The following is a 13247-nucleotide window of genomic DNA, read 5'->3' as shown; positions in this document are numbered from 1 at the left end:
AGCGCCTCGACCGGCCTGCCCGAGCACATGTGCCGGTCCAACATGCAGAAGAATTACTTCGTGCTGTCGAACATGGACCGCATGCTCGACGCGCTGACGCGGGGCTTGGATCTTTCGATCCTATCGCGTGGATACGGTGTCGAGGGGCGCGGCGTGATCGTAAGCTACCAGGCGCAATCGCCAACCGTGGGGTTGGTGCTCCCCTCGAATTCGCCGGGCGTACACACCTTGTGGATGCCCGTCATTCCGATGCAAATCGGCCTGGTGCTCAAGCCGGGGCCGCAAGAGCCGTGGACGCCGTACCGCATGGCGGCGGCCTTCTTCGAGGCGGGCATCCCGCGGGAAGCAATCTCGATCTATCCCGGTGGTCCTGAAGTGGGGGCCTCGGTGCTGGCCAATTGTGCCCGCAGCATGATTTTCGGTGGCACGGCCACGGTCGAGCGCTACAAGGGTGACCCGCGCGTGCAAGCGCACGGCCCCGGTTTCAGCAAGATCCTGCTGGGCGATGACCTGGTCGATGATTGGGAAAAGTACATCGACATCATGGCCGACAGCGTGTACCTCAACAGCGGCCGAGGATGCATCAACTGCTCTGGCATCTGGGCTTCGCGGCATACGGAAGAAATCGCCGATGCCCTGGCCGAGCGCATCGGTCCGATCGCACCGCTGCCGCCGGAAGACCCCAACTCGGGCCTGGCGGCATTTACCGTAGCCGGTGTGGCGCCGGCGGTCTGGAATGCAATCGAAGCGGACCTGCGCGAGTCGGGCGTTACGCATTCGACCGGCAAGTATGGTCCACGGCTGGTCGAGTTGGAACGCTGTGCGTATTTGCGGCCGACGGTCGTCCACTGCGATTCGCCCGAGCGCGCGATCGCCAAAAAGGAGTACATGTTCCCGTTCACGACCGTGGTCAAATGCCCACAGGACAAAATGGTCGAATCGATCGGCCCCACGCTGGTCGCCAGCGCTGTCACCGAAGACCCGGCGTTCCAGCGTCAGTTGACCGATGCGGTGCACATCGACCGGTTGAATATTGGCCCGATTCCCACCATCAAGCTCGACTGGCTGCAACCGCACGAAGGGAACATCGTCGAGTTTCTGTTCCGCGCGCGAGCCTACCAGCTGGTTCCGGAAGCCGTCCGCCGCGTCGAGCGCGAAGCCGCCGCGGCACAAGCGTAGAGGAAAATGCCGAAGGCAAAATGACCCGTGGTGTATCGACCGGCGCCCGAGCCGGCGGTCACCGTTTAACATTTTGCGTTCAACTGTTCATCATTCCCCAGCTGCCCGCCGCATGGATTCCTTCGATTATCAGCCGCGAACGCGCATCGTCTTCGGCGCTGGCCGCTTGACGTCGCTGGGGCAGTTGGCGAGTGAGCTGGGCGCACGCCGGGCTTTGGTCGTAAGCGACCCCGGCATCATCGCCGCCGGCCATACGGCGCGCGGCATCACATCGCTCGAAGAAGCAGGCATCAAGACGCAACTCTTTAGCGACGTGGGAGAGAACCCCACCACCGATCACGTCAATGCGGGCCTAACAATCGCCCGCCGTTACGAGCCGGAATTGATCGTCGGGCTGGGAGGTGGCAGCTCGATGGATTGCGCCAAGGGGATCAACTTCCTCTACTCGGGCGGCGGCCAGATGCAGGACTATTGGGGCACGGGCAAGATGACCCGCGAGATGCTCCCCATGATCGCCGTGCCCACCACGGCCGGCACCGGCAGCGAGACGCAATCCTTTGCCCTGATCTCGGACGCCAAGACGCATGTCAAAATGGCCTGCGGCGACAAAAAAGCCACCTGCCGCGTGGCGCTATTGGACCCTGAGCTCACCGTTACGCAACCGCGCCGCGTTACGGCACTGACTGGTATCGACGCGATCGCCCACGCGCTGGAAACGTACGTCACCAAGCGCCGCAATCCTGTTTCGACGGCCTTTAGCCGTGAAGCCTGGCGGCTGCTGTCCGAGAACTTCAGCCGCGTACTGGAGACGCCCGACGATTTGGCCGCGCGCGGCGGCATGCAACTGGGGGCGTGCTTTGCCGGATTGGCAATCGAGAATTCGATGCTGGGTGCGACGCACGCCTTGGCCAATCCGCTGACGGCCCGCTATCAGATTCCGCACGGGCAGGCCATCGCGCTGATGCTACCGCACGTGGTGCGTTACAACGCAGCCGAGGTGGGACGCTGGTATCGCGAGCTGGTCGAGTCCGTGCCGGTCAATGGCAAGCCGCGCCCGGCGGCGATCGCCGAGGATTTGGCCGAATCGATCGTGGCCTTGGTGACGAAAGCCGGACTGGCGGTACGGCTGGCGGATTGCGGTGTCGAGCGCGAACGGTTGCCGGACTTGGCCTCCCTGGCCTCGCGCGAGTGGACCGGCGGATTCAATCCCCGCGCCGTCAACGAAACGGAACTTCTGGAACTTTACCGAGCCGCGTATTAAGCATGTCGATATTAAACGGCACACGTTTCCGGTATCGACTAAACGAGCAACCTGTCAGGTGCCATGCCCACGAAGCGGTAGCGCCGTGGGCATGTTTTCGCGGTATATGGCGCACAGGGCATGGCCACGCACGCGTGGCCATGGCACCCATTTTTGTCGCGATACTGTGCTTTCTCGGTTGTGGCAAAGCGGCTCCGCCTGCAGCCACGACTTCGGGCGAAGCTAAGACGAATGCCACGGTCGAGACCTCGGTACAGTTTGGCGAGCAGCAAGCGCCGGGAAATCAGCAAGATGCACCATCGACTGGCAACAGCACCTGGCCGGTGTTTCGCGGCAATGCCACCAGCGACGGTGTGGCAACATCTACTCTGCCGCCCGAGCCCACTCTGATCTGGAAACGATCGATCAAAGACGGGATGTTCGAGGCCACGCCCGCGATCGTCGACGGCGTTGTTTATATCGGCGGCCTGAATGGATATTTCTACGCGCTCGATCTGAAAAGCGGGGAAGAGAAGTGGGGCTTCTTTTCCGAGTTGGGATTCCGTGCACCGGCGGCCGTGCGTGATGGCCTGGTCTACGTGGGCGATACCGAAGGGCGCTTCGTGTGCCTTGATGCGGCAACGGGCGAATCCAAGTGGGGCCTGTCGACTGACGCCGAAATCAACGCCGGCGCGAACTTCTATCAAAACAACGTGATCATCGGATCGCAAAACGGCACCCTTTACGCGCTCGATGCAAAAACCGGCAAAGAAGCTTGGAAGTACTCGATCGACAACATGATCCAGTGCTCGCCGACCATCGTCGAGAACCGCGTGTTTCTGGCCGGCTGCGACAGCGTGCTGCACATCATCGACTTGGATAACGGACAGCGCGTGGCTCAGGTCGAAATCGGCGACCCGACGGGCGTGACGCCGGCAGCCGTGGGGGACATGGTTTACTTCGCCACGCAAGGAGCCCGGGTCTTCTGCGTCAATTGGCGCCAGGCCAAAGTCGTCTGGACTTACGAGCACGACAAGAAAAAATCTCCTTATCAATCGTCGCCAGCCGTCGGGCAAGACATGGTCGTCATTGGCGGTCGCGATCGCATGATTCACGGTTTGCGCGCAACGACGGGAGACGAAGCGTGGATTTTTCCCACCAAGAGAGTAGTCGATGCCTCACCCGTTATCGTGGGTGATCGGGTCTTCGTAGGGGCCGGCGACGGCCGAGTCTACGGACTCAAACTGGCCTCGGGAGAGAAAGTGTGGGAATATGAAGCAGGTGGCGACTTTATAGGGTCGCCCGCCGTGGCCGCGGGCAGAATGGTCGTCGCAGGCGGCAACGGCGATGTGTTTTGCTTCGGACCGGGCGAGAAATAAACAACAACAGCCACGGCACGATACAAGAGCCCTCATGGCCACCGAAACCATCAAAACCGAAGTTGGTAGTTACTTCGTCGCCAACTATCCGCCGTTCTCGCAATGGACGCCGGCAGGTCTTGTCGACGCCCGCGCAGCAATGAACGCGCCGCCGGCCGACGTCCCCTTGGGACTATACCTGCACGTACCGTTCTGCCGAAAGCGGTGCAAGTTCTGTTACTTCCGGGTCTACACGGACAAGAACGCCAGTGATGTTGAGCGTTATGTCGCGGCGCTCGCGCGTGAGATCGAATTAGTAAGCCGCCTGCCGGTGATGGGGGGCCGCCCCTTCCGTTTTGTCTACTTCGGCGGCGGCACACCCTCGTTCTTAAGCGCCAAGCAACTCACGTCGCTAGTGGATCGCTTGCGGGCCAACATCAACTGGGACCGCGCGGAGGAAGTCACCTTCGAGTGCGAGCCGGGCACGCTTTCACAACAGAAGCTGGTCACGCTCAAAGAGTTGGGCATCACGCGTCTGAGCCTGGGCATCGAGAATTTTTCGGACGCCGTGCTGGAATCGAACGGCCGCGCCCATCTTTCGGGCGAAGTTTACAAGAGTTGGGACTGGATTCAGGAACTCGATTTCCCCAACACGAACATCGACTTGATCGCCGGCATGGTCGGCGAGACGTGGGACAACTGGAAGGATTGCATCAGACGAACGATCGACCTGGCGCCCGATAGCGTCACGATCTACCAGATGGAGTTGCCCTTCAACACCGTCTACTCGCAAGACATTCTGGGGAATCATGTCGAGACGCCGGTGGCAGACTGGCCCACCAAGCGCGCCTGGGTCGACTACGCCTACGATGAAATGGGGGCTGCAGGCTACTCGGTTTCAAGTGGGTATACGCTGGTGCGCGACGCCTCGAAGGTGAACTTCAGCTATCGCGACAACTTGTGGCGCGGCAGCGACCTGTTGGCAACCGGTGTAGCCAGCTTTGGCCACATCTCGGGCGTGCACTATCAGAACCTGCCCGAGTGGGAGGCGTACCTTTCGTCGCTGGAAAAGGGAGAGCTCCCGCTGTCCCGTGCGCTGCATATCACGCCGCACCAGCAGCTGGTGCGCGAGTTGATTCTGCAACTAAAGACCGGCCGCATCGACGCCGGATACTTCCGAAACAAGTTCGGCGTCGAAGTGCTCCAGCACTGGAGCGATGTGTGGAAGCACTTTGTCGACGAAGGATGGCTCTCGCTCGACGGCGATCGCGTCACGCTTACGCGACAAGGTTTGTTGCGCGTCGACACACTGCTGCCGCCATTTTTCGAGCCGGAGCATCAGGGCGTGCGATATACGTGACCGCGCCACTCCCTGCCCTGCTTCGGGATACGCGCGTCAAAGGAATGCCCTGCTAAACGGAATCTTTCCTATCCCGCTAGGACGACAACCGTGCTTGAAACACACTCCCCGCAACCGCTCACGCCTGATCTGTCGACGCTGATCCGGCTGTTTTATGATTCGGCGCCACTTTTGGGCCATTTCGAACGAGTAGAACGGGCCACCATGCCAGCCGCGTACGCTGCGTTACTCGCGCATGACGAGCACATGACCGTCACCGTCGAGCATTACCACGATAGTGCCGTCGACGTGCAGGTGCTTGACCGCCGGGTGACCCCTTCGCATTACGCCCGTAAGATCCTACTCGCACGCCAGAGCGACGGCCGCGTCGTACAATATGGCATCATGCGCGTGAACCTGGACTACCTCGAACCTGCCGTGCGTAGGCAGATCGAGGCCGAGGATACGCCGCTGGGCCGCGTACTGATCCGGAACAAAGTATTGCGGCGAGTGCGATTGGCCTCGTTATGGCGCGTGACCGCCGGCGCCGAGTTGGCACGCTTGTTCGACATTTCGGAAGGCGACGTCGTCTACGGACGGACGGCCATGATTGAATGCAACGACGAGCCCGCCGTAGAGTTGTTAGAGATCGTTACCGCGGTGAAAAGTGACGAGTAGTGCAATCTCGACCTAACGTGTCGCACAGTTCCTTCAGCCCTCGCGTGTACCATGCGAATTGTTTATCTCGCGGCCGGCGCCGCTGGCATGTTTTGCGGCAGTTGCCTGCATGACAACACGCTGGCCGCGGCCCTATTGGCGCTGGGGGAAGATGCACTGCTGGTTCCTACCTACACACCGATCCGCACCGACGAGCAGGACGTCAGTGAAAAGCGCGTGATGTTCGGCGGCATCAGCGTCTATTTGCAACAAAAATGGTCGCTGTTTCGCCACACGCCTTGGGCGATCGACCGATTGTGGGATCGTCCGCGGCTGATCGAATGGCTCGCCAGCCGCGGCATGAGTACCGACGCCACGCAATTGGGGGATATCACTGTCTCGATGTTGCGCGGCGAAGAGGGGAACCAACGGAAAGAGGTCGACAAACTCGTGCATTGGCTGGCCACCGAAGTGCGTCCAGACGTGGTACACCTCTCGAATGCCATGCTGCTGGGCATGGCGCACGAGATCCGTCGTCAGCTAAAAGTGCCGGTCGTATGTACCCTGTCTGGCGAAGACATCTTTTTAGAAAAGCTGACTCCGCCCTGGTATGAGCAAGCCCGCCAGGTGTTGCGAGAGAGGGCCCGCGACGCTACGGCGTTCGTAGCACTGAATCAATATTATGCGGACTACATGGCCAACTACGCGGCGATCGAGCGGGACAAAATTCACGTCATTCCGCACGGGCTGAAGCTCGCAGGGCATGGCACCCGCGTACGATCTGACGCGCAGCGCGAACTGGTGATCGGCTATTTCGCCCGCATCTGCGAGGACAAGGGGCTGCATCATTTGGTCGACGCTTTTACGCTGTTGGCCAAGGACAAAGACGTGCCGCCGGTCGTGCTGCGCGCGGCCGGTTATATGGGGGCGAGCGATCGCCCCTATCTGGACCGCTTGCAAGGCAAGCTCAAGGCGGCCGGTCTGCACGATCGATTTCATTATGCTGGCGAGCTTGATCGCGCCGGCAAGATTGCGTTTCTGCAATCGCTGGATGTGATGAGCGTGCCGACGGTTTATCGCGAGAGCAAAGGGCTTTCGATTCTCGAAGCATGGGCCAATGCCGTGCCGGTCGTGTTGCCCGCGCATGGTACGTTCCCCGAACTGATCGAGGACACCGGTGGCGGAGTGCTGCACGAACCAGAAAACCCGCGCGCTCTGGCCGCGGCCCTCAAGGAAATGATTCTCGATCCCGAGCGCGCAACTGACCACGGTCGCGCAGGGCAAACCGCGATTCAGGCGCGCTACACCGACGATTTGATGGCCCGCAGAACTTTAGATCTGTACCGACGGTTGGTGGATGCGCCTGTCGCGGAAAGGGCTCTCCGCGCGTGACACGCCCGACCGAGAACTTGGCCCCCAGTTCGATCGCGTATCGTACGACGCGCCGCGTCGAATTCCGCGATACCGACGCCGCGGGCATTGCCCATTATTCGGTTTTCTTCAACTACATGGAGCAAGTCGAGCACGAGTTCCTTCGCCACCTGGGCCTGAGCGTATTCGCCCATGACGAAGAAGGGGCGATCAGTTGGCCGCGCGTCAGCGCCCATTGCGATTATCGCGGCGCCGTTCGCTTTGAGGACGTGATCGACGTTGAGATGCGCATCATCCGCCGCGGCGAAAAGAGCATTACCTACGGCTTTGTCTTCTCGCACGAGCAGCGCCCTATCGCCGAGGGGCAACTAACGGCGGTGTGCTGCCGTTTGGACCCGAAATCACCGCCGCGCTCGATCGCGATTCCCGCTTGGATCATTGCTAAGTTGTCCGGCGAAGCCACCTAGACCAGCCATGGCGTAGCGGCGATGATGTCTTCTTCTCTCGGTCGCCCTCTGACTACTCGGTGTCTATCGTTTTTCGCGATACAAACGACATTTGTCACAGTGGACGCCGAGGATACAGAGATAAACCGCGCGGTACCGCCGTGAATCAATCACGGCAACATGAGTCGTAGGCTTGAATACTCGAAGACATTAGACAAGTACTTTGTGAGTGCCCATGCCTGACCTGATGGTAAGCGATATCACCCGCGAATTTGCCACCCGTAGCGAGCCCTTGGTCGTTTTGCGCGGGTGCTCGCTCGAACTGGGCGCGGGAGAGAATGCCGTGATCGTGGGCCCTAGCGGTTCGGGCAAGAGCACGTTTCTGTATATCGTGGGGACGCTCGATCGACCGAGTTCAGGCACCGTCAAGCTCGCAGGCCGCGATCCGTTTACGTTCGCCGAGCCGCAACTGGCCGCATTCCGCAACGAGCAGATCGGCTTTGTCTTTCAGGATCATCACCTGCTGCCGCAATGCTCGGTTTTAGAAAACGTGCTCGTGCCGGCATTGGCCACCGGCGGCGTGACGGATGAGTTGATAGCCCGTGCGCGCGATTTGTTGGTCCGCGTAGGACTGGGCGCGCGGCTGGACCATCGCCCGGCCGAACTATCGGGCGGCGAGCGTCAGCGCGCCGCCGTTGCCCGTGCGCTACTGCGTCGCCCGAAGCTCGTGCTTGCCGACGAACCGACCGGCAATCTCGACCGCACAAGCGCCGCAGTGATCGGCGACCTGCTGTTAGATATGCAACAGCAGGAAGGGACGATGCTGATCGTGGTCACGCACAGCCTGGACCTGGCCCGCCGATTCAGAAAGCAATACGAGCTGGACGACGGCCGGCTGAAAGCAGTGCAGTTGGTGGCCTGAGCCGTAGCAGCACTGCGAACGCGCCAAACACGGTGATCGTTCGAATGCCTGCACGAGCAAAAGTAAGTCACGAAATGCGGGGACAAAGCTCAACCGCGAATAAGTACGTCTTGTTGCTTCCTTATTCGTGTAATTCGTGCTTACTCAAACCTTCGTCCCGCTTCTGCCACCGCAAATTGCTCATGCCACGAACGCCAGCACGTAAAAGATCCAGCCTGTGAGAGCTGTCAGGCCCATATCGATGGCTGCTGTCCAGGCCCAGACCTTGTGGCTGGCGCTGTGCTGATTGGGCGCCGGCGGCTTGGGGAATTGTCGGAGTGCTTGCACGATCACCCAGATCCAAAGCAGGCTGGTCGTCACGGCAAAAAACAGGTGGATGCCGAGCGATGTAAAGACCAGCCCTGGCACTTCGGCGCGGCCGAGTATTTTCTTGTACACCGTCGACAGCAGCCAGGTCGGCTCGGCCATCGGTCCGTAATATCGCGACGCCGCGGCCCGATCTTTCCAACCGTTCAGGCGCATGTCGGCCTCGAACAGCGTGACGGTCACCAAGAGCACGATTCCCAGCAGCAATTGAATGCGTTTGTGCAACAGATAGCGCTGCCGATTGCGCACCAGGTAGATGCTCACTGCCAGAACGACCAGCACGAAGAACATCGCCAGAAAGACGACATCGAGCATCAACGACGCGCGGGTGCCAAGAAATCCGTCAAAGCGTAACCGGTCCATGTGACTCCGTGCGCTAGAAAGCCCTGTCGGATATCCCCCGTCCCACTCCCCGCGGGTGATTTTATCGACGATCACCGCGGCGCGACAGAGGAATACGAGCGGGCGCACAAGCATCTGTGCCATTCACCACGGTTGCGATCGCACCGCGCAGCTCGACCCAAACCACGGCTTCACGCCACACTGTCGGCGACGGCCAAGCGATAAAACTCGTAACCGCGCAGCAGGCGCGGCCGTGCCGGAAGCCATTTCTGGCGATATTCGACCGAGCCCAGATCCTCGATCAGTCGGAACCCACGCTCAGCTAAATAAGCCGGCAATTCTGCCGGATCGAAGCCAAATGTCCACTCTTCGCCGGCCTTGGCCAGTGTGGCCCGCAGCGCTCGCCCAGCGGGAAAAGTTGTGCTGTCGGCCAGCACGTCGCGATGAACGTACGTGAACACCAGCCGGCTGCGATCCGCCATCCGGCGCACAGTACGCATGGTGCCATCCACCGCCTCGGCAGTAAGGTAGTTGGTTACACCCTCCCAAATCCACATGGTCGGACGAGCGTGCGACAGCCCGGCAGCTGTGAGCCGCTGGTCGAGCGATTCTCGATTAAAGTCGATGCCCACGAGTTCGACGTGTTCAGGCATGGCACCCAGAAGCCGCTCTAGGCACAGCCGCTTGGCCTGCTGGGTAGCCGGATGATCGACCTCGAAGACCCGCGCTCGCTCGATGCCGGGAATTCGGTAGGCCCGGCAATCAAAGCCGGCCCCCAAAATCACGACCTGCCGCGCTCCGCCGTTCAAGGCGCGCGACAACTGCTCGTCGATATGACGAGTGCGGGCCACGCCCGACGTGCGAGCTCCCGGCCATCGCCGGTCGATGATCCAGGGAATCGTCCGACCGAAAAGCGGAACACTTGCAAAATCGACGACGCGCCGCAGTCCAGGACCTAGGAACTCGCGCGCAAAGGCATCGGCAAATAGTCGCTGGCCGTCAGGCTGCACCGATTCGAGCGCACGGAAGAGCGCCATGTACTGGGCCGTGCGGCTGGCCTCGTTGTCCCGCATTCGCACCTCTACTCGCTCGGTGACCGGCACGCGCCATCGAGTGCGGCGCGATCATGCGTAGCCTTTTCGACCAAACATGTATTCAATTCGATTCGCTCGCGGCGGCGGATTATTCGAGCCTCATCACTCAAAACAATCGCACGGGCAAAAATGGCCCGCGTAGTGCCGCCCTGTTAATCAAAACAGCTCGCGGTACGCAAACAATGCCGGCATGCCGCCGGTGTGCCAAAAAACGACCTTGTCGTCCGCCGTGAATCGGCCGCGCCGCACCAGATCGATCAACCCCGCCATGGCCTTGCCCGTATATACCGGATCGAGCAGTATCCCCTCCTGTTGCGCGACCAGCCGCACGGCCTCGATCATTTTCTCCGTGGGCTGGCCGTATGCCGTGCCGACATATTGGTCGAGCACGCTGACACGATCATGAATGGATGCGGCTCGCCCATCGCCGGTACCGTCGATCAGTTCGAGCGCCCCGGCGGCCAGCCGCGCGACCAGGGCCTCGCGGTCGGCCGACGTGCCGGAAACGGCGATTCCTTGCACCTGAGCCCGGTGCCCAGTCAGTGCCATGCCCGCGACGATGCCGGCATGCGTCCCCCCGCTGCCGGTCGCAACAACGATTGCGGTGGGATCGATCCCGGCGGCGCGCGCCTGTTCGAGTAATTCTTGCACCGCCAGGAAGTAGCCCAAGGCCCCCAACGATGTCGATCCGCCTATGGGAATGAAATAGGGTTTGCGCCCCTCATGTTTCAGGCGGGCGAGCGCCGCGTCGAAAGTCTCGTTGCGAAAGTCCTCGCGCGGCAAAATGCGCACTCGCGCGCCGAACAATTGGTCCAACAGCACGTTCCCCGACGTTTCGTATTCCGCGGAACGGCCGTCGACCAGCCGGGGTAAAAGCAACTCGCAAGACATCCCCAGCCGCGCCGCGGCCGCCGCTGTCTGCCGCGCGTGATTCGATTGCAGGCCGCCGGTTGTTACCAGGGTATCGCAGCCCTGGGCGAGCGCGTCGGCCACCAGGAACTCGAGCTTGCGGACCTTGTTTCCGCCGGTCGCTAGTCCGGTCTGGTCGTCGCGCTTTATATAGATTTGCGGACCGCCCAGACACGCCGACAAGCGCGGCATATGCTCCAGCGGCGTCGGCAGGTGGGCCAACGAAACACGGGCAATTTCAGGTAATTTCATCGGCAGGTTCCTCGTTGGCGGTATCGCGCTACTGCGATCCTCACCGTTCAGGCGACTTCTAAAATATGCATGTTTCCGGGTGCTACGGTTGGCTCGAACAACCGTGCGAATCACCGACCGATCGTGATTTCCCGGCACGCGTCGGCGAGCGAGCAGCGGAACCCAAGGCCCGACAAGATAAGGCCGCGGTCCGATCCTCACGATACCGGAAGCGCGCCCTCTCGGCTGGTATACTCGAATCCGCTCCCCAATCCAAACTTGCAAGTGGGTTCTGTTGCGACATGCTGTGCATCGCGTCCCGTGCGACTCCGGGGATAATTCGGTTTTCGCTGGCAATCGGCGCTGCGATTGTCGCTGCCGGGACGCTTGTTTCTGTGCCGGCCCTGTCCAGGGCCGGCGATCGTCCGAACATCCTGTGGCTGATCACCGAAGATATGGGGCCCGAGCTGGCCTGCTACGGAACGACGCAGGTCGAGACTCCGCACATCGATCGCCTGGCCGCCCAGGGCGTGCGCTTTACGCGCGCTTTCAGCACGGCGCCGGTCTGCTCGGCCAGCCGCTCGGCCTTTATCACGGGCATGTACCAGACGACCATTGGCGCACACAATCACCGCTCTCACCGTGACGATGGATTCAGCTTGCCCGACGGTGTTGAGATCATCAGTCGACGATTGCGCGACGCCGGATACTTTACGGCCAATGTAAAGCAGCTACTGCCGGCAGTCGGTTTCCAAGGCACGGCCAAAAACGACTGGAACTTTCACGTCCAGGGACAGCCCTTCGACAGCAGCCGCTGGGAGGAGCTTGCCGATCATCAACCTTTCTACGCGCAGGTGAATTTTCAGGAATCGCATCGCCCGTTTCAGGCTCCGCCGCATGCCGATCCGGCGCAGGTCGTCGTCCCGCCCTACTACCCAGACCATCCGATCACCCGCGCGGATTGGGCCGGATATCTGGACGCGATCAGCGAAGCCGACCGGAAAATCGGCCGCGTACTCGCCCAGCTTGAGACGGATGGCCTGGCGAACGACACCGTGGTGATCTTCTTTGGCGACCATGGGCACTGTCACGTGCGCGGCAAACAATTCTGCTACGACGAAGGGCTGCACATCCCGCTGGTGATTCGTTGGCCCAAGAACTTTCCCGCACCGGCCGGTTTCAACGCGGGCACGGTCGATGACCGGCTGGTAGCGGCCATCGACATCACGGCCACCACGCTGGCCATGGCAGCCATTGACAAGCCGGCAACGATGGAAGGCCGGGTCCTCTATGGCAACCATCGCGATCCGGACCGCACATACGTTTTTGGCGCGCGCGATCGCTGCGACGAAACCGTGTTCCGCCTGCGCACCGTGCGCGACGCCCGCTATCGATACATTCGCAATTACACGCCGGAGCAACCGTTTCTGGCTCAGAACCTATACAAGGAGAAGTCTTATCCGGTTTGGAATCTGATCAAAGAGCTGCACGCGGCCGGCAAGCTCACAACGGCGCAGGATGCTCTGGCCCAGCCGACGATGCCGGCCGAAGAGTTGTACGATGTGCAGTCCGACCCGTATGAGGTTCATAATCTGGCCGGCTCGTCTGCCACTCAAGAAGCGTTGGCGCGCTTGCGGGCGACGCTAGACGCATGGATCAACGAGACCCATGATCAAGGCCGCGAGCCCGAACCACCCGACCAGGCAAGAAAGCTCAGCCGCGACGGCCGGATGAATGCGACGAGCAACCCTGCCGGCTCGCGCTAGCCGATTCCCGACGCCACAACTCGAGAA

General features: G+C 61.1%; 12 protein-coding genes. 9 read left to right on the top strand and 3 right to left on the bottom strand.

The window, feature by feature from the left end:
• From VGG64_27110 to VGG64_27075, 8 genes are all read left to right on the top strand, one after another.
• A partial coding sequence (locus VGG64_27110; protein HEY1603302.1) for an aldehyde dehydrogenase family protein occupies positions 1-1179 on the top strand: 1179 nt, incomplete at its 5' end.
• A gap of 112 nt (positions 1180-1291) precedes the next feature.
• On the top strand, positions 1292-2440 hold the full coding sequence (locus VGG64_27105) for an iron-containing alcohol dehydrogenase (protein HEY1603301.1): 1149 nt from the start codon (positions 1292-1294) through the stop codon (positions 2438-2440).
• A 140-nt stretch (positions 2441-2580) separates the two neighbouring features.
• Positions 2581-3798, top strand: a complete 1218-nt coding sequence (locus VGG64_27100; protein HEY1603300.1) for a PQQ-binding-like beta-propeller repeat protein — start codon at positions 2581-2583, stop codon at positions 3796-3798.
• A 34-nt stretch (positions 3799-3832) separates the two neighbouring features.
• Positions 3833-5137, top strand: coding sequence for a coproporphyrinogen-III oxidase family protein (locus VGG64_27095; GenBank protein HEY1603299.1), 1305 nt, complete (start codon positions 3833-3835; stop codon positions 5135-5137).
• Between the two features lie 90 nt (positions 5138-5227).
• A complete protein-coding gene (locus tag VGG64_27090) occupies positions 5228-5794 on the top strand; it encodes a hypothetical protein (GenBank protein HEY1603298.1) in 567 nt (188 codons plus the stop codon).
• A gap of 51 nt (positions 5795-5845) precedes the next feature.
• Complete coding sequence (locus VGG64_27085; protein ID HEY1603297.1) at positions 5846-7165, top strand: glycosyltransferase family 4 protein; 1320 nt, start codon at positions 5846-5848, stop codon at positions 7163-7165.
• Positions 7162-7611, top strand: coding sequence for a thioesterase family protein (locus VGG64_27080; protein HEY1603296.1), 450 nt, complete (start codon positions 7162-7164; stop codon positions 7609-7611). The genes VGG64_27085 and VGG64_27080 overlap by 4 nt, the downstream gene beginning before the upstream one ends.
• Before the next feature lie 214 nt (positions 7612-7825).
• Positions 7826-8512 (top strand): ABC transporter ATP-binding protein, encoded by a 687-nt coding sequence (locus VGG64_27075; protein HEY1603295.1) that lies wholly within the window; start codon positions 7826-7828, stop codon positions 8510-8512.
• A gap of 180 nt (positions 8513-8692) precedes the next feature.
• Here the strand turns inward: VGG64_27075 and VGG64_27070 are convergent, their stop codons facing one another.
• From VGG64_27070 to VGG64_27060, 3 genes are all read right to left on the bottom strand, one after another.
• Positions 8693-9241 carry a DUF420 domain-containing protein gene (locus tag VGG64_27070; protein HEY1603294.1) on the bottom strand — a complete coding sequence of 183 codons (549 nt, stop codon included), beginning with the start codon at positions 9239-9241 and terminating at the stop codon, positions 8693-8695.
• Between the two features lie 170 nt (positions 9242-9411).
• Positions 9412-10293, bottom strand: a complete 882-nt coding sequence (locus VGG64_27065; GenBank protein ID HEY1603293.1) for an SAM-dependent methyltransferase — start codon at positions 10291-10293, stop codon at positions 9412-9414.
• 177 nt (positions 10294-10470) lie between these two features.
• Positions 10471-11475 carry a D-cysteine desulfhydrase gene (locus VGG64_27060; GenBank protein ID HEY1603292.1) on the bottom strand — a complete coding sequence of 335 codons (1005 nt, stop codon included), beginning with the start codon at positions 11473-11475 and terminating at the stop codon, positions 10471-10473.
• A gap of 374 nt (positions 11476-11849) precedes the next feature.
• On the opposite strand from VGG64_27060, the gene VGG64_27055 reads away from it, so the two are divergent.
• A complete protein-coding gene (locus tag VGG64_27055) occupies positions 11850-13220 on the top strand; it encodes a sulfatase (GenBank protein ID HEY1603291.1) in 1371 nt (456 codons plus the stop codon).
• Positions 13221-13247 lie beyond the last annotated feature (27 nt).

Source organism: Pirellulales bacterium (genome assembly GCA_036490175.1).
Taxonomy (GTDB): domain Bacteria; phylum Planctomycetota; class Planctomycetia; order Pirellulales; family JACPPG01; genus JACPPG01.
This window is presented reverse-complemented; position numbering and strand designations above follow the sequence as displayed.

Coding starts and splice junctions, on each gene's coding strand:
- VGG64_27105 (HEY1603301.1), top strand. CDS start 1,292: ATGGATTCCTTCGATTATCAGCCGCGAACGCGCATCGTCTTCGGCGCT.
- VGG64_27100 (HEY1603300.1), top strand. CDS start 2,581: ATGGCACCCATTTTTGTCGCGATACTGTGCTTTCTCGGTTGTGGCAAA.
- VGG64_27095 (HEY1603299.1), top strand. CDS start 3,833: ATGGCCACCGAAACCATCAAAACCGAAGTTGGTAGTTACTTCGTCGCC.
- VGG64_27085 (HEY1603297.1), top strand. CDS start 5,846: ATGCGAATTGTTTATCTCGCGGCCGGCGCCGCTGGCATGTTTTGCGGC.
- VGG64_27075 (HEY1603295.1), top strand. CDS start 7,826: ATGCCTGACCTGATGGTAAGCGATATCACCCGCGAATTTGCCACCCGT.
- VGG64_27070 (HEY1603294.1), bottom strand. CDS start 9,241: ATGGACCGGTTACGCTTTGACGGATTTCTTGGCACCCGCGCGTCGTTG.
- VGG64_27065 (HEY1603293.1), bottom strand. CDS start 10,293: ATGCGGGACAACGAGGCCAGCCGCACGGCCCAGTACATGGCGCTCTTC.
- VGG64_27060 (HEY1603292.1), bottom strand. CDS start 11,475: ATGAAATTACCTGAAATTGCCCGTGTTTCGTTGGCCCACCTGCCGACG.